We start from the raw sequence: 21,020 nt of genomic DNA on the forward strand, positions 1-21,020 counted from the left end.
CGACCGGTTGGGGCCGGCTAGACGGAGGAGCCCGCCCGGCTCGCGTCCGTGCCCCAACTGGCCAGCAGGCGCAGGGAGTCGGCGGACCCGGAGTCCGGTTCGGCGTGGTAGGTGACGAGGGACTGGTCCGCGTCGTCGGCCAGGCGGAACGACTCGAAGTGCAGGGCCAGATCGCCGACCAGCGGATGGTGCAGCCGCTTGACGCCGTGACTCTTCTCCTTGACGTCATGCGTGGCCCACAGCCGCCGGAACTCCTCGCTCTTGACGGAGAGTTCACCCACCAGGGCCGACAGCCGCGGGTCGTCCGGGTAGCAGCCGGCGTCCATGCGCAGCGCGCACACGATGTCGATCGCCTTCTGCTGCCAGTCGACGAACAGCTCACGGTAGTCGGGCCGCAGGAACACCAGCCGCGCCCAGTTCCGCTCGGCCGGCGCCAGCTCCGCCCAGTCGCCGAAGACCGCCGCCGCCATCCGGTTCCACGCCAGGATCTCCGAGCGCCGCCCGACGATGTACGCCGGTACGCCGTCCATCGTGTCCAGCAGCTGCCGCAGCGCCGGGCGCACCTGCTGCTGCCGCGCCGCCGGCTTCTTCTTGTGCGACTTCGGCTTCGCCAGGTGGGTGAGGTGCGCGTGCTCGGCGTCCGTCAGCCGCAGGGCGCGGGCGATCGCGTCCAGCACCTCCGCCGAGACGTTGCGGCCGTTGCCCTGCTCCAGGCGCGTGTAGTACGCCACCGACACCCCGGCCACCTGCGCCAGCTCCTCGCGGCGCAGCCCCGGCACCCGCCGGTGCCGCCCGAAGTCCGGCAGCCCCACGTCCTCCGGCTTCAGCCGGGCCCGCCGACTGCGCAGGAACTCGCTCAGCTCGGCCCGCCGGTCCAGGGCGTGCCCCGCGGCGGCTGCTCCGGGCTGTGTGTCGCTGCGTTCCATACGCCCAGTATTCCTGGTCGTACGTACGGCATCCTGACCCCGCCAGTGGTAGGCACAGCAGTCGTACGCAGGGCTGTGACCTGGGTGAACCGCCGGATGTCCGGCAGGCTGGAGAGCACGCCCGGCAGAAGACAGCCAGGGCGCGCCCACCCCCACGAGGAGAACCCCGGCATGACCACTGTTGTTGCTGCGTACGCCGCGCCCGCCGCGAAGGCCCCGCTGGAGCGGACGACCATCGAGCGGCGCGCGGTCGGCGAGTTCGACGTCCTGATCGACATCAAGTTCGCCGGTATCTGCCACTCCGACATCCACCAGGCCCGCGAGGGCTGGGGCGAGGCCGTCTTCCCGATGGTGCCCGGCCACGAGATCGCCGGCGTCGTCGCCGAGGTCGGCACCGGCGTGACGAAGTTCGCCGTCGGCGACCGCGTGGGCGTCGGCTGCATGGTCGACTCCTGCCGCGAGTGCGAGAACTGCCTGGCCGGCCACGAGCAGTACTGCCTCAAGGGCATGGTCGGCACGTACAACGCCGTCGGCAGGGACGGCGAGCCCACCTACGGCGGCTACTCCGAGAAGGTCGTCGTCGACGAGAACTTCGTCGTGCGCATCCCGGACGGCCTCTCCCTGGACGTGGCCGCCCCGCTGCTGTGCGCCGGCATCACCACGTACTCCCCGCTCCGCCACTGGAACGCCGGCCCCGGCAAGAAGGTCGCGGTCGTCGGCCTGGGCGGCCTCGGCCACATGGCCGTCAAGATCGCCCATGCGATGGGCGCCGAGGTCACCGTCCTGTCGCAGTCCCTGCGCAAGAAGGACGACGGCCTGAAGCTGGGCGCCGACCACTACTACGCCACCAGCGACCCGGAGACCTTCAAGCAGCTGACCGGCACGTTCGACCTGATCGTCTCGACCGTCTCGGCGCCGATGGACTTCGGCGCGCTGCTGTCGCTGCTGAAGGTGGACGGTGCCCTGGTCAACGTGGGCGCGCCCGAGGAGCCCATCTCGCTCAACCTGTTCTCGGTGATCGGCGGCCGCAAGACCCTCGCGGGCTCGATGATCGGCGGCATCGCCGAGACCCAGGAGATGCTGGACTTCTGCGCCGGGCACGGCATCGGCGCCGAGATCGAGCTGATCGGCGCGCAGGAGATCAACGAGGCCTACGAGCGGGTCCTGTCCAGCGACGTCCGCTACCGCTTCGTGATCGACACGGCCACGATCTGACCCGACCGGTTCGGCCGCGGCGGCCCAGCAGCCACAGCAGGTACGGTCCGCCGAACTGCCCGCCCCGACCGGGCCGTACGCCGTCGGCCGGGACACCCTCCACCCCGTCGACGCGCACCGCCCGGACCCGTGGGTCCCCTCGGCGGGCCCCCGGCAGCTCATGGTGTCGATGTACCGCCCCGCCCGGCCCGGCCCCGGCGGCCCCGCGCCCTGCATGACCACCGAGGCCGCCCGGCTGATGATCCACCACGCTCACCCCCCGGCGGAGCCCGGTCCGGGACGGACCCACCCCGGCCTGGCCGGAGGGCGGCTTCCACACGCAGTGAACGACGGCCGCCGGCTTCACGCGGGCGGCAGCGGCTGCTCCGTCCAGACGGTCTTGCCGTCGTGGCTGTAACGGGTGCCCCACCGCTCCGTGAGCTGCGCGACCAGGAAGAGACCGCGTCCGCCCTCGTCCGTGCTGAGGGCCCGTCGGAGGTGGGGGGACGTGTGGCTGGTGTCGGACACCTCGCAGATCAGGCAGTGCGTACGGACGAGGCGCAGGATGACCGGGCCGGCCGCGTACCGGTAGGCGTTGGTGACGAGCTCGCTGGCGACCAGTTCGGTGGTGAAGGCCAGTTCGGGCAGCCCCCACTCGGTCAGTTGCGCCGTGGTCAGCTCCCTGGCGCGGGCGGCGGCGGTCGCTTCCAGGGGCAGCTGCCATGAGGCGACGTCCTGCGGCGGCAGCACCCGCGTACGGGCAATCAGCAGCGCGATGTCGTCGGTGGGGAGGTGGTCCTTGGGCAGCAGCGCTTCGACCACGCTGCGGCAGGTGTGGTCCAGGGGTTCCGTGGCGTGGGCGAGGCAGGTGCGCAGGCTCCCCAGCGCGGCGTCGATGTCGCCGTTCCGTGCTTCCAGGAGGCCATTGGTGTAGAGCGCGAGCAGACTGCCCTCGGGGAGGTCCAGGTCGTACGTCTCGAAGGGCAGTCCGCCCAGGCCCAGCGGGGGTCCCGCGGGCAGGTCGAGCACGGTCACCTCGCCGTCCGGGGTCGCCACCACCGGTGCCGGGTGGCCGGCGCGGGCCAGGGAGCAGTGCTGTGACACCGGATCGTAGGTGGCGTAGAGACAGGTGGCCCCGAGCACCTGGTCGATCGCCGACGGGTCGCCGTCGGCGTTCGCCTCCCGTTCGGCCGCCAGCAGACTGACCAGGTCGTCCAGCCGCGCCACCACCTCGTCCGGTTCCAGGTCGAGGCTGGCCAGGGTGCGCACGGCGGCACGCAGCCGGCCCATCGAGGCCGCGGCGTGGATGCCGTGGCCGACCATGTCGCCCACGACGAGGGCGACCCGGGCCCCCGACAGCGGGATCACGTCGAACCAGTCGCCGCCGATGCCCGGTTCACCGCTGGCCGGGAGGTACCGGCAGGCCACCTCCACGGCCGGCAGGTCGGACGCCGCGCTCGGCAGCAGACTGCGCTGAAGCGTCAGCGCGGCGCTCTGCTGCTGGGTGAAGCGGCGGGCGTTGTCGATGCAGACGGCCGCACGCGAGGAGAGCTCCTGGGCCACCGCGGAATCGTCGTCCTCGAAGGGCTCCGAACTGCGCGACCGCCACAGGCTCACCACGCCCAGCACCAGCCCGCGCGCGAGCAGGGGTACCGCGATCAGCGAATGAACGCCCAGACCCAGGGCGATCTCGACGCGCCGCCGGTCCATGGCGTACCACTCGGGGCGGAGGGACAGCAGCCCTTCGAGGATCGGGCGGCGCTCGGCCAGGCACCGCGCCTGCGGGGACTCCGGAAGCAGCGGGACGATGTCGCCCTCCCGGAACGGGAGGCGGTGTTCCGCCGGCGAAAAGGCGGCCCGGAGCAGCGGAACCGCCGTGCCGGCAACGGGTTCGTCACCCAGTGTCACGGGCTTGAGGAGGTCCACCGAGCAGTAGTCGGCCAGCCCCTCGACGGCCACCTCGGCCAGCTCCCGAGCGGTCTGGGCCACGTCCAGGGAGGTGCCGATCCGGGCGCTCGCCTCGTTCAGCAGGGCGAGCCGGCGTCGCGCCCGGTGGCGGTCGGTCACGTCCTCGATCGTCTCCGCCACGCCGAGCACCCGGCCCGATGGGTCCTCCATGCGGAACGCCGAGACGGACACGATCCGTTCCCGACCGGGATCGTGGCGTGCCCGGGCGGACTGCTCCGTGAAGATCAACGGCTCACCGGTCTCCAGGACGTGCCGGACCCGTTCGTCTGCCGGACCCGCGTCCTCGTCGACCATGAACGCGCGGGGGCGGTGGCCCACCGGCGCCTCGGCCGGGACACCGCTCGCCTTCTCGACCGCACGGTTGACCCGGATCACTTTCCTGTCCGGGTCGTAGGTGACCAGGCCGATCGGGGACCGGTGGTACAAGCCGTCCAACAGCGCACGGTCCCGCTGCCAGGCAATGACCTCCGCGGCGGGAGCACCGACCAGGAGCCACTCCTGACCGCCCTCCCGGGTGACCGCACGGGCCCGGAAACCCATCTCCACACGGCGTCCGTCGCGGCCCCGGACGGGCAGGACGCCGAACCATCCACCCGCCCTCATGGCGTCCACCACGACGGACCGTACGACCGGCAGGTCACGGGCGTCGACCAGGAGGTCCTGCCAGGCCCTTCCGATCACCTCCCCGGCCGGGTACCCAAGCAGTTCCTGCGCACGTGTGCTCCAGCCGACCACGATGCCCCGATCGTCGAGCACGGCCGAGGCGCCACGACCGAGGGCGAAGGGATCCTCCGGACTCTCGCTGAAATGCATGGACGGCGTCCCCATAGCCACCACCTTGCCTCCATGCCTCCGATGTTCCTCCCCGCACCCCCCACTCGCGACTCCCGCATCCCGCCTGCGACCCGGAACCAATACGCGTCGGGCACCGCTCGATGCCCGAGCGGGACCGCTGCGGCGTATGCGACGAGGTCCGCGAAACGCAGCCGCAGGAGGAGATCACCGTTCAGGGGCGCCCGGCCCGGACGGATGAGGCGCTCGATTCCGCTGATCGTCTCGGCCAGAGTGCCCCGGGTCGGAGCGTCCACCCGGCCGAGGTTCGTGAGGTACAGGGTGGCGCAGCCGTCGAGGCGGGCGTTCAGGTCGGTCAGTTGCTGTACCTGATCGTCCAGGCAGAGGCTCTCGTCCGGGAAGGGAGAACGCCGGAACGCCGTGTGACGGTTTGCGACGGCGGCGACGAGCCCAAGGCGAGAGGGTGCCGTTCGGCTCGGCCAGCGAGGCCCCGGCCGGTACGCCGCGTCGATGCGGCGTGGGGTCCGTCGGCCGGCCGCTTTCTCCGCGTGGCGCCGGGCGGCGAAGGCGTCGACCTCGTCGAGCCGGACCGCTCGGCCGGCTTCCAAAGTCTCCAGCGCGCGCAGCAGGGTCCGTCCGGCGATCAACGGACATGATCACCGGCACCGTTCATTCCTCCGCAGGAGCCGACGTGAGCCCCGTCGGGCAGGACGCCCCCAGTTCGTCTCGAACGGGGTACTCAGCTTGACCTCCGTCCTGGCGAGCCTGTGCTGCCATGTGACCCGGAGGGCGGAGCCGGTTGCCGGGGGAGCAGCCCGTCATCCGCGTAGGTGGGCAAGAAGTTCGTCTTCGACGGGATAGGGGCGTTCCTGGGGCAGCAGCCGGGTGGCGGAGTCCAGATCGCCGCTGTTGACCAGGACGTGGATCTCGTGGGCGAGTGGGGTCATGTCGCGGATGGAGACTGTCCACTCGTCCGCATAGCGTCGTGCGGCCTCACCGCAGAGGCCGAGTTGCAGGGACCGGTACGGCAGGGGTCGCAGGTGCAGATCCCGCTCGGGGTCCCACTGCACGCGGGTGGGCGCGCGTTTCAACTGGCTCTGCCATGCGGCCCGGTTCGGGTGAACCCCGCGGACGTAGCTCGACAGGCATGCGTGTCGCAGCGCCCACTCGAAGCCGTCACGGCTGATCTCGACCGCTAGAACGGTCTCCTGGCCTTCCTTGGCGCCCCAGCCGCATCGGTACATCATCCACAGGAACGACGGCTTGATCCACGTCATCCTGTCGCGCTTCCACGCGGTGGGGAAACGGCCCTCCTGGACGGCGGGCAGGCCGATTTCCGGGGCGTACGCCTGGTAGACGGTGATCGTGGAGTCCGCGTAGTCCGCACGGATCTCGCGTTGCGGTTGTTCCATGGCGTACAGCGTGGAGTCAGCCGGTACAGGCGGCCACCGATTTTCGACTGCCGCTCACTGCGACGCAGAGCGCCCGCCGTGGCACTGTACGCATTGCTGGTGCCACGGCGCCCGCGTCGGACCCACCGGGCTACCGGCTACTTGTCCGTGACCTCCGGCGCCGGAGCGACGCCCGTCGGGCAGGAAGCCCCCCAGTTCGTCTCGAAGGGGTCGCTCAGCTTGACCCCCGTACCACCGAGCCCGCAGTAGCCGGCCGGGTTCTTGTCCAGGTACTGCTGGTGGTACGCCTCCGCCGGGTAGAAGGGGCGGCCTTCGGAGGGGAGGAGTTCTGTGGTGATCGTGCCGTAGCCGGAGGCGGAGAGGACCTGCTGGTAGGCGGTGCGGGAGGCCTCGGCGGTGGTGGCCTGGTCGGGGGTGTGGGTGTAGATCGCCGAGCGGTACTGCGTGCCCACGTCGTTGCCCTGGCGGAAGCCCTGGGTCGGGTTGTGGGACTCCCAGAACGTCTTCAGCAGACGCTCGTAGGAGATCACCTTCGGGTCGTGGACCACGCGGACCACCTCCGTGTGGCCGGTCAGGCCCGAGCAGACCTCCTCGTAGGTGGGGTACTGCGTGTAGCCGCCCTGATAGCCCACCAGCGTCGTGTACACGCCCGCCGGGAGCTGCCAGAACCTGCGCTCGGCACCCCAGAAGCAGCCCATCCCGAAGTCGGCGATCTCCAGGCCTTCGGGGTAGGGGCCGAGGAGCGGCGCGCCGAGGACGGTGTGGCGGTCGGGGACCGCGTAGGGGAGTGAGGGGCGGCCCGTGAGGGCCTGCTCGGGGGTGGGCAGCTGCGGGACGCGGCCGAAGAGCATGGGGTCTCCCTGTCGGTCGGAGCGGGGCCGGTCCCGGTGAGCGGGCCGGCACGCAGGAGGAACGTCCGGCGGTGTGGGTGAATTCCGGTCACGCCCTCGCCGTCAGCGTTGCGTCACATCTCCCGTGGACCCGGCCCGTCCGGTCGGCCCGCGGACTCGGCCCCGCTCACCCGGACCGTCTCGTCCGCTCAGCCCGGCAGGCTCGCGGGGCTGCCGCCGTTGGCCTCGTAACCCGCCACCGCGAGTGCGCGGTAGACGGCGAACTCGGCGGCCGGGTCGGCGGACAGGGTCCAGGGCAGCGCACCGACGTGCCCGTCGACGTGTATCAGCTGGTGCATGGCCTCGGCCCAGCGCTCGGCGCGCACCAGGAAGAAGATCAGCAGATGGCGGACGTGGGCCAGCATCGGGTCGTCGGGGCGGGCCGAGTGCACCGCGTGCAGGGCGCCGTGCATCGCCTTGGTGACGACCTCGCTCTGGTAGAAGCCCGCCACCAGGTTCACCTCGGGGAGGTGCTCGAAGACCGCGAAGAGCGGCAGCGCGGCGAGCAGCGAGCCCTGCGGGGCGCGGGCCGCCGCGGCCTCGGCGAAGGAGTACGCCAGCTGCCGCGAGCCGTGCCACTTCTCGCACCAGTAGTGCAGCGCCGCCAGATGCGCGCCCATGTGATGCGGCGCGCGGTCGAGGATCTTCAGCCAGAGCTGCTCGAACTCGGCCTGCGGGCAGGCCAGTCCACGGGCGACGGACAGCTCGACGATGTACGGCACCGGGTCGCCGGGCGCCAGCAGGGCCGCCTGTCCGCACGCCTCCCGGGCCTCCTCCATGATGATCCGGAAGTCGTCCGTGCCCGGCGTCGACGTGCGCCACGCCTGCTGCGCCAGGAACTCCGCGTGCACGGCGGCACCGCCCGCGTCCTTGGGCTGCTCGGCCCGCCACACCCGCAGCCACTGGCCGCCCGGCGTCTCGTGCACCCCGCCGGGCCGCTGTTGCAGCTCCAGCGCGGCGGCGCCCGCGAAGGCCTGCACCCGTTGCCAGCGCCGCTCGCCCTCCTTCTCGGTGCCGGCCAGCAGCTGGGCCGCCGCGCGGTAGTCCTGCGTGCGCTGCACCAGCTCCAGCACGTCCAGCAGATCCTGGTCCGCGCCGGGCATCCGTATGTCCAGCTCCTCCTGGCGCACGAAGCCGTAGGCCGCCGGGTCGGCGGCGTCCGGGTGTTCCGGGGGGACCTGCTCGATCACTCCGCGCCTGCGCCGCATGAACGGGAGCAGGACGAAGCTCAGCATGAGCAGCGCCATCAGCAGCCAGAGAATCGCCATGCCTCAAGCGAACCAGACACCGCCGACAAAGTGCCAACCCCCGCCGGAGACTGTGGAAAACTCCCGTCGGGGGCATGACAGGCGAGGCGTCGCCCGGTACCGGACGGGCGGCGTCCGACACAGGGAAATCCCTTCTTCCGGCGCTCCTCGCACCGCTCCTCGGGCCCGGCGGGCGACGGCATCCGGTAAGGCGCATTACGCTCGGTGCACATGAGCGACAGGCACATCAGTCAGCACTTCGAGACCCTCGCGATCCACGCGGGCAACACCGCGGATCCCCTCACCGGCGCGGTCGTCCCGCCGATCTACCAGGTGTCGACCTACAAGCAGGACGGCGTCGGCGGGCTGCGCGGCGGTTACGAGTACAGCCGCAGCGCCAACCCCACCCGTACCGCCCTGGAGGAGAACCTCGCCGCGCTGGAGGGCGGCCGTCGCGGTCTCGCGTTCGCGTCCGGCCTCGCGGCCGAGGACACCCTGCTGCGCACGCTGCTCACCCCGGGCGACCACGTGGTCATCCCCAACGACGCCTACGGCGGCACCTTCCGGCTCTTCGCCAAGGTCGCCACCCGCTGGGGTGTGGAGTGGTCCGTCGCCGACACCAGCGACCCGGCCTCCGTGCGCGCCGCGCTCTCCCCGAAGACCAAGGCCGTCTGGGTGGAGACCCCCTCCAACCCGCTGCTCGGCATCACCGACATCGCCGCCGTGGCCCAGGTCGCCCACGACGCGGGCGCGAAGCTCGTCGTCGACAACACCTTCGCCACGCCGTACCTCCAGCAGCCGCTGGCGCTCGGGGCCGACGTCGTCGTGCACTCGCTCACCAAGTACATGGGCGGTCACTCGGACGTGGTCGGCGGCGCGCTGATCGTCTCCGACCAGGCGCTCGGCGAGGAGCTGGCCTACCACCAGAACGCGATGGGCGCCGTCGCCGGCCCCTTCGACTCCTGGCTGGTGCTGCGCGGCACCAAGACCCTCGCGGTGCGCATGGACCGGCACAGCGAGAACGCCACGAGGATCGCCGACATGCTGACCCGGCACGCGCGCGTGACGCAGGTGCTGTACCCGGGCCTGCCCGAGCACCCCGGTCACGAGACCGCCGCCAAGCAGATGCGGGCGTTCGGCGGCATGGTGTCCTTCCGTGTCGAGGGCGGCGAGGAGGCCGCCGTCGAGGTGTGCAACCGCGCCAAGGTGTTCACCCTCGGCGAGTCGCTCGGCGGTGTGGAGTCCCTGATCGAGCACCCCGGCCGGATGACGCACGCCTCCGCGGCGGGCTCCGCGCTGGAGGTCCCCGCCGACCTGGTGCGTCTGTCGGTCGGCATCGAGAACGTCGACGACCTGCTCCAGGACCTTCAGCAGGCCCTGGGCCAGGCCTGATCCGCCCGTCCCCGCACGCCGTCCCCGCACCTCCGTCGTACCCGCCCGGCACGCGCGCTCGCGCACGCGTGCCGGGCGGCGGGCTCACCAGCCCGTGAGCGGCGGTGTCGTCTGGGACGGCGGCTGTGTCCACGGGTGCACGCGGGCCGCCCACACACAGAACGCGACGGCGGCGGCGCACGCCAGCAGCCACAGCACCCGGCGGACCGCCTGTCTGCGCCGCAGCAGACGCTCACCGCGGCGCACCGCCTCCGCCCACAGGTCCTGCGGTACCGGCGCCGAGGCCCGTTCCATGATCTGCCGTACGGCGGCCTCCCGCTCGGCCCGGTTCACGACGCCCGCCACGCACGCGTGGGCCCCGCCGTGACACCGCACGTCTCGTGACGGACGCCCCGCCTCACGACGGTGCCACCTTCGTGCCCACCGCGCGCGGGGCGGCCGGGCGGGCGGGGTGCAACACGGTGGCCGTCGCGCGGTCGCAGATGGTGTGCACGCGCTCGATGGGCAGCCCCAGCAGGGCCGCCGTCTGCTGCTCGGCGACGCCCTCGTAGAGCCGTAGCACCAGGATCAGCCGTTCCTGCGGAGCCAGGGCGGCGAGCGGGCTGCGCGGATCCGGTCGGGCGCTGCCGAAGACGCCGTACTGGTGCCAGGTCGCGCGCGCGAAGCGGCCGGCGAGGAACTGGCGGGCACAGTCGTACGGGTCCTCGCCGTGCAGGCGGTCCCAGTGCGCGTAGGTGTGGGCGAGCGCATGCGTCAGCAGGCGCCGCGCGCGCGGGTTGGCGTCCGGTGCCTCCGCCGTGAGCAGCGTGGCGGCATGCAGCAGGCGCCCGGCGGCGCCGGCGACGAACGTCTCGAACTCCCGGGCCCGGCGGGCATGTCGGGCCGCCTGCCGATCAGACACCGTTCCTCCCCCCCCACGCACGGGGCCCTGTCCGGTACGGGACAGGTGAACCGCGTACGACGCAGGACCCGGTCTCATATGAGGACAGCGGCGGCCCCCGGTCAAGAGGCCGGAACCGACCGGTGGTGACGGCGGGGGACGGCCTGGCGGCGGTCGGAGGGAACGGGCGGTGGCCGCGGTCGGGCGTGCCCCGCGGTCAGGAGGCCGGCGGCTGCTCCGCCGGTACGCTCCCCGGTGTCATCCGCGCGGAGAGCGCGCGGTTGAAGCGGGTGAGCAGCGAGCAGAACTGCTCGCGGTCCTCCGGCTCCCAGCCCTCGGTCAGCTCGGCCATCAGCTGACGCCTGGAGTCGCGCACCTCCTGCAGCCGTGCCGCCCCGCGCGGGGACAGCTGCAGCACCACGGCCCGCCCGTCCTCGGGGTGCGAGGTGCGCTTGACGAGCCCCGTGTCGACCAGCGGCGCCACCTGCCGGGTGACCGTGGAGGAGTCGATGCCCATGCTCGCCGCGAGCGCCTTGACGCCCATCGGGCCTTCCCGGTCAAGGCGGTTGAGCAGCAGATACGCCGCGCGGTCCATGGAGTTGCGCACCTGCCCGACGCCCCCGAGCCGGGTCTGTTCGGCACGGCGCGCGAACACCGCCACCTCGTGCTGGAGGGTGTCGAGAAGACCGGTGTCACCGACGGTCGTCATGTCCATCGACATTTCAGGTGTTGTGGGCATGGCCGGAGGCTCGCTTCATGAAGGACTGCTGGGTTGGGGGACAGGGTACGCGGCCCGGGCGTGGCCCGTACCGGCGCTGCGCAAACCGGTCTCGGTGCTTGGTCACACCCGCCGGGTACGACCGTGAACTGCGATGCTGGAGTCATGAGCTACGGCACGGCTGACTCCTTGCGTTCCGTCACCCTCGACGACGTGCGGGGCGCCCAGAAGATGCTCTCGGGCGTGGCACGGGTGACCGCGATGGAGGGCAGCCGGCACCTGTCGCAGCTGGTCGGCGCGCCGGTGCACCTCAAGTGCGAGAACCTCCAGCGGACCGGCTCGTTCAAGCTGCGCGGCGCCTACGTGCGGATCGCCGGGCTGCTGCCGGAGGAGCGGGCGGCCGGGGTGGTGGCCGCGAGCGCCGGGAACCACGCGCAGGGTGTCGCGCTGGCCTCCGCGCTGCTGGGCGTGCACGCCACGGTGTTCATGCCGAAGGGTGCGCCGCTGCCGAAGATCAGCGCCACCCGGGAGTACGGCGCGGAGGTGCGCCTGCACGGCCAGGTGGTCGACGAGACGCTGGCCGCCGCCGAGGAGTACGCGGCGAAGACGGGTGCGGTGTTCATCCACCCCTTCGACCACCCGGACGTCATCGCCGGTCAGGGCACGGTCGGCCTGGAGATCCTGGAGCAGTGCCCGGAGGCGCGCACGATCGTCGTGGGCATGGGCGGCGGCGGGCTCGCGGCCGGCATCGCGGTCGCGGTGAAGGCGATCCGGCCGGACGTCAGGATCGTCGGCGTGCAGGCGGCGGGCGCGGCGGCCTATCCGCCCTCGCTGGCCGCCGGGCACCCGGTGTCGGTGCAGAACCCGGCGACGATGGCCGACGGCATCAAGGTGGGGCGGCCGGGCGTGGTGCCGTTCGGGATCGTCAAGGACCTGGTCGACGAGGTGCGTACGGTCGGCGAGGACGAGCTGTCGGCGGCCCTGCTGCTGTGCCTGGAGCGGGCCAAGCTGGTCGTGGAGCCGGCCGGAGCGAGCCCGGTGGCGGCGCTGCTGGCCGCGCCGGACACCTTCGAGGGCCCGGTCGTCGCGGTGCTCTCCGGTGGCAACGTCGACCCGGTGCTGATGCAGCGCGTGCTGCGGCACGGCATGGCCGCGCAGGGCCGCTACCTGGCCGTTCGGCTGCGGCTGACGGACCGCCCGGGCGCTCTCGCCACGCTTCTCGGCGTGTTGTCGGCGGTCGACGCCAACGTCCTCGACGTGAGCCACGTCCGCACCGACCCCCGGCTCGGGCTCACGGAGGCGGAGGTGGAGTTGCACCTGGAGACGAAGGGCCCGGTGCACTGCGCCGAGGTCGGCCGGGCCCTGCGCGACGCGGGCTACACGGTCATGGACTGAAGCCCGCCCCCTACGGTCACTCGTTCGAGTAAGCCCTCGTAATCCGTCGTCATCCCTCTTGAGAGACGCGATACATCGCGTTATGGTGTGTCGTGTGGCGCCGGACCGCCTGCCCGCACCGGGAAAACCGCAGGCGTATTCGAGCGTGCATACCTACGCTTTCCCGGAGAACTCCGGACGTCCCATTCCCGACGACGTGGAGACAGACATGCCAGGCGCCATCTATGCCGAAGGCCTGGTGTAGACCTTCGGCGACGTAAGGGCTCTGGACGGCGTCGACCTCGATGTGCCCGAGGGCACGGTGCTCGGCCTGCTCGGGCCGAACGGCGCCGGCAAGACGACGGCCGTCCGCTGCCTGACGACCCTGCTGCGCCCCGACAGCGGCAAGGCGGTCGTCGCGGGCGTGGACGTGCTCAAGCACCCCGACACCGTGCGCCGTTCCATCGGCCTGTCCGGCCAGTTCGCGGCGGTCGACGAGTATCTGACCGGCCGGGAGAACCTCCAGATGGTCGGCCGGCTGTACCAGTTGCGGTCGAAGGCGGCCAAGGCGCGCGCGGCGGAGCTGCTGGAGCAGTTCCACCTCGCGGACGCCGCCGACCGACCCGCCAAGACCTACTCCGGAGGCATGCGCCGCCGGCTCGACCTCGCCGCGGCCCTGGTGGTCTCGCCGCCGGTGATGTTCATGGACGAGCCGACGACCGGCCTCGACCCGCGCAACCGCCAGCAGCTGTGGGAGGTCATCAAGCAGCTCGTCTCGGGCGGTACGACCCTGCTGCTCACCACGCAGTATCTGGAGGAGGCCGACCACCTCGCGCACGACATCGCGGTGGTCGACCACGGCCGGGTCATCGCCAAGGGCACCTCCGACCAGCTCAAGGCCCGCACCGGCGGCGAGCGCGTCGAGGTCGTGGTGCACGAGCGCGAGCACCTCGCGACCGCCGCGCGGGTGCTGCGGGGCTTCGGCAAGGGCGACACCACCGTCGAGGACCACACCCGCAAGCTCACGGTCCCGGTCACCGGCGGCGCGAAGCTGCTCGCCGAGATCATCCGGGAGCTGGACAGCCGCGGGATCGAGATAGACGACATCGGGCTGCGCCGCCCCACCCTCGACGACGTCTTCCTGTCGCTGACGGGACACGTCGCCGAAGCGGACGGCCCGGACGCCCGGGACGAGAACGACGACGAGAGCCGCCCGCGGGGCGGCAAGGAGGCCGTGAAGTGAGCGCCGTCACCGACGCCGTGCGGGTGGCACCGCCGGGAAACCCTCTCGTTTGGTCCGTCCGCGACTCCATGGTCGTGGCGCAGCGGAACCTGATCCGCATGTCCAGGATCCCGGAGATGATCATCTACGGGCTGATCCAGCCGATCATGTTCGTGGTGCTGTTCACCTACGTCTTCGGCGGCTCCATGCAGATCGGCGGCAGCACCAGCGCCGTCGACTACAAGAACTTCCTCATGGCGGGCATCTTCGCGCAGACCGTCACGTTCGCGACGGCAAGCTCCGGTGCCGGTATCGCCGACGACATGCACAAGGGGCTCATCGACCGCTTCCGCTCCCTGCCGATGGCGCGGGGCGCGGTGCTGACCGGACGCACGCTCGCCGACCTGGTGCAGACGGCCGTCACCCTGGTCGTGCTCGCCGTGGTCGCCCTGCTGGTCGGCTGGCGCGTCGGAACCCACGGCGACACCAACGTCGCCAAGGTCCTCGCCGCCTTCGGCCTGCTGCTCCTGCTCGGTTACGCGTTCACCTGGATCGGCGCGCTGATCGGCATGTCCGTCCGCACCCCGGAGGCGGCCACGTCCAGCGGACTGATCTGGCTCTTCCCGGTCACGTTCATCTCCAACGCCTTCGTGGACCCCGGCCACATGACCCCGTGGCTGCGGCACGTCGCCGAGTGGAACCCCTTCAGCGCCACCGCGCAGGCCTGCCGCGTGCTCTTCGCCGATCCCGGGCAGTCCACCTCGCACGCCTGGCCCATGGAGCACCCGGTCTGGGCCTCGCTGATCTACTCCATATTGATCATCGCCGTCTTCCGCACCCTCGCGGTCCGCAAGTACCGCTCGGCCACCGCCTGACGGCTCCGGGCACGGCGAAGCCCCCGGTGTCCACGGGATCCGGCGGACACCGGGGGCTCGATGCCAGGAAGGGCCGGTGGGTCAGCCCGAGTACGGCTCGGCCTTCAGGATGCGCACCGAGGCCTTCTTGCCGTTCGGCAGCTCGTACTCCGCGTCCTCACCGACCTTGTGGCCGAGGACGCCGGAGCCGAGCGGGGACTGCGGCGAGTACGTCTCGATGTCGGTGCTCGCGTACTCACGGGACGCGAGCAGGAACTCAAGGGTGTCGTCCTCGTCACCGTCGAAGGCGATCGTGACGACCATGCCCGGCGCGACGGCGCCGTCGGCGGAGGTCGCAGCCTCGCCCACCTGAGCGCTCTCAAGAAGCTGGGTCAGCTGCCGCACACGCAGCTCCTGCTTGCCCTGCTCCTCCTTGGCCGCGTGGTACCCGCCGTTCTCGCGCAGGTCGCCCTCCTCGCGCGCGGCCGCGATCTTGGCGGCGATCTCCGTGCGCGCAGGACCAGTAAGGTACTCAAGCTCGGCCTTGAGCTTGTTGTACGCCTCCTGGGTCAGCCAGGTGACGTTCTCGCTGGTCTGGGTCACAGGGTGCTCCTCGTCGGTACTGGGAATACAAAGCATCGCCCTACCCAGAAGAATGTTCCCTCTTGGATGGGCGAAACCACGAGCCTAACAATTCACGGGCCAAAGGGGGAGGACATAAGCCATCAGAATCACATCAACGCAGGTCAGCATGTGCCTGTTGGGGGTGATGGATCAACCCGTGTGACAGCCGAGCAGCTCGGCCGTGGTGCCCTTCGCCGTCGTACGGAGCGTGACGACCTTGTCGATCCGCGTGGCCCTGCCGTCGAAGCGGAAGTCCGCGCGCCCCACCTCGGAGCCGTCCGCGGCCTGGGAGCGCAGGGTGCAGTAGCCGTCGGTGCCGGAGTCCTTGTGGACCTCCAGATGGACCTGGACCGCGTTGCCGGAGGCCTCGAAGGTGATCACCTGGGCGCTGATCTTGGTCTCGGCGACGTAGTGGTAGGCGAAGTAGCCGACGAGGGAGAGCAGGAGGGCGCCCAGCACCACGGCGGCGACCCGGAGCTTGCGGTCGGCACGCTCGTCCGAGGAGCGGCCGTAGCGGCCCTCGGGCAGCCGCGCACTCGCCGTACTCATGATCGTCCTCTCCGCGGAATTATTCGCCCCCCGATTCGGTCACTATAGAAGCCGCCGAACGCACCCCAAGCCGCGGGGCGCCGACTTAACCAAGGATTGAGTCTTGACTGACCAGCTGCGACTGATGGCCGTACACGCGCACCCCGACGACGAGTCCAGCAAGGGCGCGGCCACCATGGCGAAGTACGTGTCCGAGGGGGCCGACGTCCTGGTGGTGACCTGCACCGGGGGAGAGCGCGGGTCCATCCTCAACCCCAAGCTGCAGGGCGACGCGTACATCGAGGAGCACATCCACGAGGTGCGCAAGAAGGAGATGGACGAGGCCCGCGAGATCCTCGGCGTCGGGCAGGAGTGGCTCGGCTTCGTCGACTCCGGCCTGCCCGAGGGCGACCCGCTGCCCCCGCTGCCCGAGGGCTGCTTCGCCCTGGAGGACATCGACAAGGCGGCCGGCGAACTGGTCCGCAAGATCCGCGCCTTCCGCCCGCAGGTGATCACCACCTACGACGAGAACGGCGGTTACCCGCACCCCGACCACATCATGACCCACAAGATCTCGATGGTGGCGTTCGAGGGCGCGGCGGACACCGAGAAGTACCCCGAGAGCGAGTACGGCCCGGCCTACCAGCCGCTGAAGCTCTACTACAACCAGGGCTTCAACCGCCCCCGCACCGAGGCGCTGCACCAGGCGATGCTCGACCGCGGACTGGAGTCGCCGTACGGCGAGTGGCTCAAGCGCTGGAGCGAGATCGAGCGCGTCGAGCGCACGCTGACCACGCACATTCCGTGCGCGGACTTCTTCGAGATCCGGGACAAGGCGCTGATCGCGCACGCCACGCAGATCGACCCGGACGGCGGCTGGTTCAAGGTGCCGATGGAGCTCCAGAAGGAGGTCTGGCCCACGGAGGAGTACGAGCTGGCGAAGTCCCTCGTCGATACATCCCTCCCCGAGGACGACCTCTTCGCGGGCATCCGCGACAATGCCTGATATGAGCGCAAGCGTGAGCCTGGCAGTGACGCACCTCGTCCCCCTCGCCAAGGAGGTGGACGAGAACAAGGTCACCCCCGGTGTCCTCGGCTTCATCGTCTTCGCGGTGATGGCCCTGGCCGTGTGGGGCCTGATGAAGTCGATGAGCAAGCACATGGGCAAGGTCGACTTCAAGGAGGCCTCCGACACGAAGGCCGAGCAGAAGGCGGACTCCGCGGCGCAGCGGGGCTGACCCGGGGCGTCAGCGCCCCGCCGGTACCGCCACTCCCATCACCTCGCGGGCGTGGCGGTCCGGTGTCATGCGCAGGCGCCAGGCCTGCCAGCCCGCCTCCAGGCTGGCGCCCCGCTCCAGCAGCACGGCGTACGCCGCGAGGCCCTCGGCCAGCTTCTCGTCCCGCAGGGGATGCGAGGCGCGGGCCAGCTGGGCCAGTTCCTCCTGGGCGACCGCCGTGCCCACCTCCGTACCGCCCGGTGCCGCGTACGGCAGCAGGGTGCAGCGCAGGAAGCGGGCCCAGTCCTCACCGCGCAGGTCGCCGTAGGAGGCGAACAGGTCCCGTGCCTCGTCGCACAGGGCCAGCGCCGCCTGCGTGCGCGCGTTGCCCGCGTCGACCACGGCCAGTTCCAGGCAGGTCCACGCCTCGCCGTGGGCGACGCCGATGCGCTGGAAGTCGGCGCGGGCGTCCACGAGGAGCTGGCGGGCGAAGCCGGAGTTGCGCAGCGAACCGGTCTGCGCGGCCCGCTGGTCCCGGGTGACCCGGGCCGAGTGGTGCCGGGCGCAGGCCAGGCCGTAGACGTCCCGCATGCGGGAGAACATGGTGCGCGACCGCTCCAGGTCGCGCACCGCGTGGTCCAGCTCGCCGGACTCCTCCAGTGCCTGGCCCAGGTAGTACAGCGTCCACGCCTCGCCGCGCGCGTCCTCGTTCTCCCGGTGCCGGGCGCCCGCCTGCCGCAGGCCCTCGACGGCCGGCGCGGCGTCGCCGTCCACCAGGCGGGCCCGGGCCAGCTGGGTCAGCGCCCAGGCCTCGCCGCGCGCGTCACGCGTCTGCCCGTACCGCTCCAGAGCGGTGCGCAGTTCGGTCTCCGCGCGCGGTACGTCGCCCATGCGCAGGGCCAGCTGGCCGAGCTGGAAGTGGGCCCAGGCCTCGCCGTGCACCGAGCCGCCCTCGCGGTGCAGGACCAGGGAGCGGGTGAGCAGCTCCAGCGCCTCCGACAGCCGGGCCCGGTCGCGCTGGACGGCCGCGAGGGCGTGCATCGTCCAGGCCCGGTCGGTCGCCAGCTCCGGCGATGCCTGCAGGTCCAGCGCCTCCTGGAGTTTCGCGGCGGCCTCGGTGAGGTTGCCCTGGTGGTGCAGCGTGATGCCGAGCGAGCACAGGGCGCGGGCCGCGCCGGCGTCGTGATGCGCCTCCCGGTACAGGTCGACCACCGAGGCGAGGGTGGTGCGCGCCTTGTCCAGCTCGCCCAGCTGCCGGGCCGCGATGCCGGTGCGCCACTGCACCGAGCGCATGAGCAGCCCCTCGTCCACGGCCTGCGCCAGCTCGCTGATCTCACCGAGCCGGTACAGGTCGCCGCGCAGCAGGCAGTAGTCGCACAGCGCGCCCAGCAGGTTCAGCACCGCGGCCTGGTTCACGCCCTCCGCCTGGCGCAGGGCCGCCGTGATGAAGCTGGACTCGTCGTCCAGCCAGCGCAGCGCCTCGTCGAGCGAGGTGAAGCCGTGCGGGCCGAACTGGTGCGAGCGCGTCGACATGTTCCCGTCGACCAGGCGCAGCACCGAGTCGGCCAGATCCGCGTAGTTCACGATCAGCCGTTCCTGCGCGGCCGTGCGCTCGGCCGGGTCCTCCTCGTCCAGCAGCCGGGCCTGGGCGAAGACGCGCACCACGTCGTGCAGCCGGTAGCGGTTGCCGCGCACATGGTCGAGGAGTCCGGCCCGGGCGAGGGCGGTGAGCCGGCGGGTGGCCTCGGCCTCGTCCGTGGCGAGCAGTGCGGCGGCCGCCGCGACGCCGAGCGAGGCGCGCCCCGCGAGCGCGAGCCGTCGAAGCAGCCGGCGCTCGGGCTCCGGCTGGTCGCTGTAGCGCAGCCACAGGGCGCGCTCCGCCGGCTCCACCGGGCCGTACGCGCTCAGGTCCGCCGCCAGTTGCCGGGGCGAGCGGGGGCCGAGCGCGGAGCCCGCGACGCGCAGCGCCAGCGGCAGACCGCCGGTCAGGTCCCGGATCCGGTCGGCGGAGTCGGCGTCGTAGGGGCCCGAGGCGTCCTCGGCGGCGGCGTTCAGCAACTCCTCGGCGCCCGCCGCGTCCAGCGCCTCGACCGGCAGGTGGTGCACCCAGGCGGGCAGGTCCGCGGGCAGGTCGAGGTCCGTGCGGGCGGTGACCAGGACCAGGCTGTCGGAGCGCTCCGGCACCAGGGCCCGCACCTGCTCCGGGTCGCGGGCGTCGTCCAGCACGATCGTCACCGGCAGGCCGGTCAGGTGCTGGTGGTACAGCTCGGAGAGCCGTTTGAGCTGCTGGTCGGGGGACGAGCGCTCCCGGAACAGCAGTTGTTCGCGGGGTGCGCCGAGCCGGTTGAGCAGGTGCAGCAGGGCGTCGCGGGTGGGGAGCGGAGCCTGCTCCTGGCCGCCGCCGCGCAGGTCCACGACCACGGCGCCGCGGAAGTGGTCCCGCAGATCGTGCGCCGCGCGCACGGCGAGCGTGGTCCGGCCGGAGCCGGGCTCGCCGTGCAGGACGACCACCGTCGGCCGGGTCTCGGTGGCCGCGCGGGCCGCCTGCGCCCACTGGCGGATCCGCGCCAGCTCCGTCCTGCGGCCCGCGAACCGGCCGTCCGGCTCGGGGAGTTGGCCGAACGACTGCTCCAGCACCGTGCGCCTGCGGGCCGCCGCGCTCTTGTCCGCGCCGCGCAGGGTGGGGCTCGTGGTCTTCTTCGGGCCCGTGGAGGCGCTGAGCATCCGCTGCTGGTCGAGGAACGGGCGGATGCCCCGCACCTCCAGCGCGGTCAGCCACTGCAACCGCAACTGCTCGGGCCCGCCGGGCTGCCCCGTCGCACCGGCGTGGTGGTGGGCGGCGGGCAGATGGGAGCCTGCCACCCTCACCACGGAGGCGGCGGCACCGGCCACGCCCGCGGCGACGCCCGTGCCGACGGCCGTACCGGTGCCGGTGCCGAGGGACAGGTCGGTCACCGCCGCGGCGACCGCGGCAACGGCCGCCACCAGTAAGGAGGTTCCGGCCCCCGCGCGGCCGTAGCGCTGAGCGAAGGTCAGCCGTCCGGCCTCGGTCTCGTCGAGCGCGTGGGTGTACGCCTCGTACTCCTCGCCGGCCGCCCCCGCCATCGCCTCCAGCGCGCCGCGCGCCCGCGACAGCAGTATCTGTCCGTCGATCCGGCCGCCCGAGCGCCGTACCTCCTCCTCCACGGCCCGCACCAGCAGCCGTTCGGCCTCCGCCCGATGGTTCTCGCGCATGTCCCGTCCCCTCCGGCGGCAATGTCCTTGCCTACGAGTGTCCTTCGGGCGGGACGAGATGGCGAGGGTGCGACGATCACCGGAGGGGTGAGGGTTTCGTGCCGACGGCCGGCCGGCGGTGGCGGTCCGTGGCCAGGGCGAAGTGGACGCACGCTCCCGCGAGGGCCGCCTCCGCCACCGCGCACAGCAGCGCCTCGGCCAGTGGGGCGCCGGTGCCCGCCGTCGTTATGTCGAACCAGGCGTCCAGCACCGCCGCCGACGCCGTCGCCGAGGCCGTGAGCCGGGCGCGGGGGTCGGCGCGCAGGCCGAGCAGGGCCGTCGCCGCACAGCCCGCGGCCATGAGGACGTCGAGGCCGATCCAGGCCAGCGGCCAGTTGTCCACCTGTGCGCTGCCCGGCAGTGTCATGGCCAGCACCACCATCCACGGCACCAGCAGCACCGCCGACGATCCCAGCAGGACCAGGGCCCATTTCCCGCCCATGCTCATGTCCCCCTCGCCACCTCTCCCGTCCCTGGTCTCCGCGTCTCCGCTCTCCGGACTGTGGACT

19 protein-coding genes and 1 pseudogene are annotated in these 21,020 nt (G+C 71.9%); 8 read left to right on the forward strand and 12 right to left on the reverse strand.

Annotated elements, in window-relative coordinates:
- Positions 1-17 precede the first annotated feature (17 nt).
- Positions 18-926 (reverse strand): helix-turn-helix transcriptional regulator, encoded by a 909-nt coding sequence (locus ACFC8N_RS29810; RefSeq protein WP_362818337.1) that lies wholly within the window; start codon positions 924-926, stop codon positions 18-20.
- 171 nt (positions 927-1,097) lie between these two features.
- Here ACFC8N_RS29810 and ACFC8N_RS29815 point away from each other — a divergent pair, with 171 nt between their 5' ends.
- Complete coding sequence (locus tag ACFC8N_RS29815; RefSeq protein WP_362818339.1) at positions 1,098-2,141, forward strand: NAD(P)-dependent alcohol dehydrogenase; 1,044 nt, start codon at positions 1,098-1,100, stop codon at positions 2,139-2,141.
- Positions 2,142-2,483: 342 nt separating this feature from the next.
- Here ACFC8N_RS29815 and ACFC8N_RS29820 read toward each other — a convergent pair whose 3' ends face one another.
- Positions 2,484-4,901, reverse strand: coding sequence for a SpoIIE family protein phosphatase (locus tag ACFC8N_RS29820; RefSeq protein ID WP_376291203.1), 2,418 nt, complete (start codon positions 4,899-4,901; stop codon positions 2,484-2,486).
- A gap of 122 nt (positions 4,902-5,023) precedes the next feature.
- Between ACFC8N_RS29820 and ACFC8N_RS29825 the strand changes: the two genes are divergently transcribed.
- Complete coding sequence (locus tag ACFC8N_RS29825; protein ID WP_376291206.1) at positions 5,024-5,536, forward strand: hypothetical protein; 513 nt, start codon at positions 5,024-5,026, stop codon at positions 5,534-5,536.
- A 162-nt stretch (positions 5,537-5,698) separates the two neighbouring features.
- Here the strand turns inward: ACFC8N_RS29825 and ACFC8N_RS29830 are convergent, their stop codons facing one another.
- The 3 genes from ACFC8N_RS29830 to ACFC8N_RS29840 form a co-directional block, all read right to left on the reverse strand.
- A complete protein-coding gene (locus tag ACFC8N_RS29830) occupies positions 5,699-6,292 on the reverse strand; it encodes a DUF4291 domain-containing protein (protein ID WP_376291208.1) in 594 nt (197 codons plus the stop codon).
- Between the two features lie 137 nt (positions 6,293-6,429).
- The gene (gene msrA, locus ACFC8N_RS29835; protein ID WP_376291211.1) at positions 6,430-7,143 is read right to left on the reverse strand and encodes a peptide-methionine (S)-S-oxide reductase MsrA; all 714 of its coding nucleotides are present in this window, start codon (positions 7,141-7,143) and stop codon (positions 6,430-6,432) included.
- Positions 7,144-7,331: 188 nt separating this feature from the next.
- On the reverse strand, positions 7,332-8,450 hold the full coding sequence (locus ACFC8N_RS29840) for a hypothetical protein (RefSeq protein WP_362818345.1): 1,119 nt from the start codon (positions 8,448-8,450) through the stop codon (positions 7,332-7,334).
- A 210-nt stretch (positions 8,451-8,660) separates the two neighbouring features.
- On the opposite strand from ACFC8N_RS29840, the gene ACFC8N_RS29845 reads away from it, so the two are divergent.
- On the forward strand, positions 8,661-9,821 hold the full coding sequence (locus ACFC8N_RS29845; RefSeq protein ID WP_376291213.1) for a cystathionine gamma-synthase: 1,161 nt from the start codon (positions 8,661-8,663) through the stop codon (positions 9,819-9,821).
- Between the two features lie 84 nt (positions 9,822-9,905).
- Here the strand turns inward: ACFC8N_RS29845 and ACFC8N_RS29850 are convergent, their stop codons facing one another.
- The 3 genes from ACFC8N_RS29850 to ACFC8N_RS29860 all read right to left on the reverse strand — a co-directional run bounded on the left by ACFC8N_RS29850 (position 9,906) and on the right by ACFC8N_RS29860 (position 11,422).
- On the reverse strand, positions 9,906-10,154 hold the full coding sequence (locus ACFC8N_RS29850) for a hypothetical protein (protein ID WP_376291281.1): 249 nt from the start codon (positions 10,152-10,154) through the stop codon (positions 9,906-9,908).
- Between the two features lie 64 nt (positions 10,155-10,218).
- Positions 10,219-10,722 carry a sigma factor-like helix-turn-helix DNA-binding protein gene (locus ACFC8N_RS29855; RefSeq protein WP_376291215.1) on the reverse strand — a complete coding sequence of 168 codons (504 nt, stop codon included), beginning with the start codon at positions 10,720-10,722 and terminating at the stop codon, positions 10,219-10,221.
- Positions 10,723-10,918: 196 nt separating this feature from the next.
- Entirely contained in the window at positions 10,919-11,422 is a 504-nt protein-coding gene (locus ACFC8N_RS29860; RefSeq protein ID WP_356026573.1) for a MarR family transcriptional regulator, read from the reverse strand.
- Between the two features lie 162 nt (positions 11,423-11,584).
- Between ACFC8N_RS29860 and ilvA the strand changes: the two genes are divergently transcribed.
- The 3 genes and pseudogenes from ilvA (at position 11,585) to ACFC8N_RS29875 (ending at position 14,890) form a co-directional block, all read left to right on the forward strand.
- On the forward strand, positions 11,585-12,814 hold the full coding sequence (gene ilvA / locus ACFC8N_RS29865; RefSeq protein ID WP_356026290.1) for a threonine ammonia-lyase: 1,230 nt from the start codon (positions 11,585-11,587) through the stop codon (positions 12,812-12,814).
- A 208-nt stretch (positions 12,815-13,022) separates the two neighbouring features.
- Positions 13,023-14,036, forward strand: a pseudogene (locus ACFC8N_RS29870) (ATP-binding cassette domain-containing protein).
- Entirely contained in the window at positions 14,033-14,890 is an 858-nt protein-coding gene (locus ACFC8N_RS29875) for an ABC transporter permease (protein ID WP_362818352.1), read from the forward strand. The pseudogene ACFC8N_RS29870 and the gene ACFC8N_RS29875 overlap by 4 nt, the downstream one beginning before the upstream one ends.
- Before the next feature lie 81 nt (positions 14,891-14,971).
- Here the strand turns inward: ACFC8N_RS29875 and greA are convergent, their stop codons facing one another.
- Positions 14,972-15,472: a transcription elongation factor GreA gene (greA, locus tag ACFC8N_RS29880; protein ID WP_356026298.1), complete on the reverse strand. Its 501-nt coding sequence runs from the start codon at positions 15,470-15,472 to the stop codon at positions 14,972-14,974.
- A gap of 171 nt (positions 15,473-15,643) precedes the next feature.
- Positions 15,644-16,042, reverse strand: coding sequence for a DUF4307 domain-containing protein (locus ACFC8N_RS29885; RefSeq protein WP_356026300.1), 399 nt, complete (start codon positions 16,040-16,042; stop codon positions 15,644-15,646).
- A 103-nt stretch (positions 16,043-16,145) separates the two neighbouring features.
- Here ACFC8N_RS29885 and mca point away from each other — a divergent pair, with 103 nt between their 5' ends.
- Positions 16,146-17,027 (forward strand): mycothiol conjugate amidase Mca, encoded by an 882-nt coding sequence (gene mca / locus ACFC8N_RS29890; protein WP_356026302.1) that lies wholly within the window; start codon positions 16,146-16,148, stop codon positions 17,025-17,027.
- Entirely contained in the window at positions 17,020-17,259 is a 240-nt protein-coding gene (locus ACFC8N_RS29895; protein ID WP_079173157.1) for a hypothetical protein, read from the forward strand. Before mca ends, ACFC8N_RS29895 begins: the two co-directional genes overlap by 8 nt.
- 9 nt (positions 17,260-17,268) lie before the next feature.
- Here ACFC8N_RS29895 and ACFC8N_RS29900 read toward each other — a convergent pair whose 3' ends face one another.
- A complete protein-coding gene (locus tag ACFC8N_RS29900) occupies positions 17,269-20,472 on the reverse strand; it encodes a tetratricopeptide repeat protein (RefSeq protein WP_376291220.1) in 3,204 nt (1,067 codons plus the stop codon).
- A 76-nt stretch (positions 20,473-20,548) separates the two neighbouring features.
- Entirely contained in the window at positions 20,549-20,953 is a 405-nt protein-coding gene (locus tag ACFC8N_RS29905; protein WP_376291222.1) for a hypothetical protein, read from the reverse strand.
- Positions 20,954-21,020: the final 67 nt, after the last annotated feature.

The sequence above is a fragment of the Streptomyces sp. NPDC055966 genome, assembly GCF_042269865.1.
Lineage (GTDB): Bacteria > Actinomycetota > Actinomycetes > Streptomycetales > Streptomycetaceae > Streptomyces.

Coding starts and splice junctions, on each gene's coding strand:
- ACFC8N_RS29815 (WP_362818339.1), top strand. CDS start 1,098: ATGACCACTGTTGTTGCTGCGTACGCCGCGCCCGCCGCGAAGGCCCCG.
- ACFC8N_RS29820 (WP_376291203.1), bottom strand. CDS start 4,901: ATGCATTTCAGCGAGAGTCCGGAGGATCCCTTCGCCCTCGGTCGTGGC.
- ACFC8N_RS29845 (WP_376291213.1), top strand. CDS start 8,661: ATGAGCGACAGGCACATCAGTCAGCACTTCGAGACCCTCGCGATCCAC.
- ACFC8N_RS29810 (WP_362818337.1), bottom strand. CDS start 926: ATGGAACGCAGCGACACACAGCCCGGAGCAGCCGCCGCGGGGCACGCC.
- ACFC8N_RS29900 (WP_376291220.1), bottom strand. CDS start 20,472: ATGCGCGAGAACCATCGGGCGGAGGCCGAACGGCTGCTGGTGCGGGCC.
- ACFC8N_RS29885 (WP_356026300.1), bottom strand. CDS start 16,042: ATGAGTACGGCGAGTGCGCGGCTGCCCGAGGGCCGCTACGGCCGCTCC.
- ilvA (WP_356026290.1), top strand. CDS start 11,585: ATGAGCTACGGCACGGCTGACTCCTTGCGTTCCGTCACCCTCGACGAC.
- ACFC8N_RS29840 (WP_362818345.1), bottom strand. CDS start 8,450: ATGGCGATTCTCTGGCTGCTGATGGCGCTGCTCATGCTGAGCTTCGTC.
- msrA (WP_376291211.1), bottom strand. CDS start 7,143: ATGCTCTTCGGCCGCGTCCCGCAGCTGCCCACCCCCGAGCAGGCCCTC.
- ACFC8N_RS29905 (WP_376291222.1), bottom strand. CDS start 20,953: ATGGGCGGGAAATGGGCCCTGGTCCTGCTGGGATCGTCGGCGGTGCTG.
- ACFC8N_RS29825 (WP_376291206.1), top strand. CDS start 5,024: ATGCCCGAGCGGGACCGCTGCGGCGTATGCGACGAGGTCCGCGAAACG.
- ACFC8N_RS29830 (WP_376291208.1), bottom strand. CDS start 6,292: ATGGAACAACCGCAACGCGAGATCCGTGCGGACTACGCGGACTCCACG.
- ACFC8N_RS29860 (WP_356026573.1), bottom strand. CDS start 11,422: ATGTCGATGGACATGACGACCGTCGGTGACACCGGTCTTCTCGACACC.
- ACFC8N_RS29895 (WP_079173157.1), top strand. CDS start 17,020: ATGCCTGATATGAGCGCAAGCGTGAGCCTGGCAGTGACGCACCTCGTC.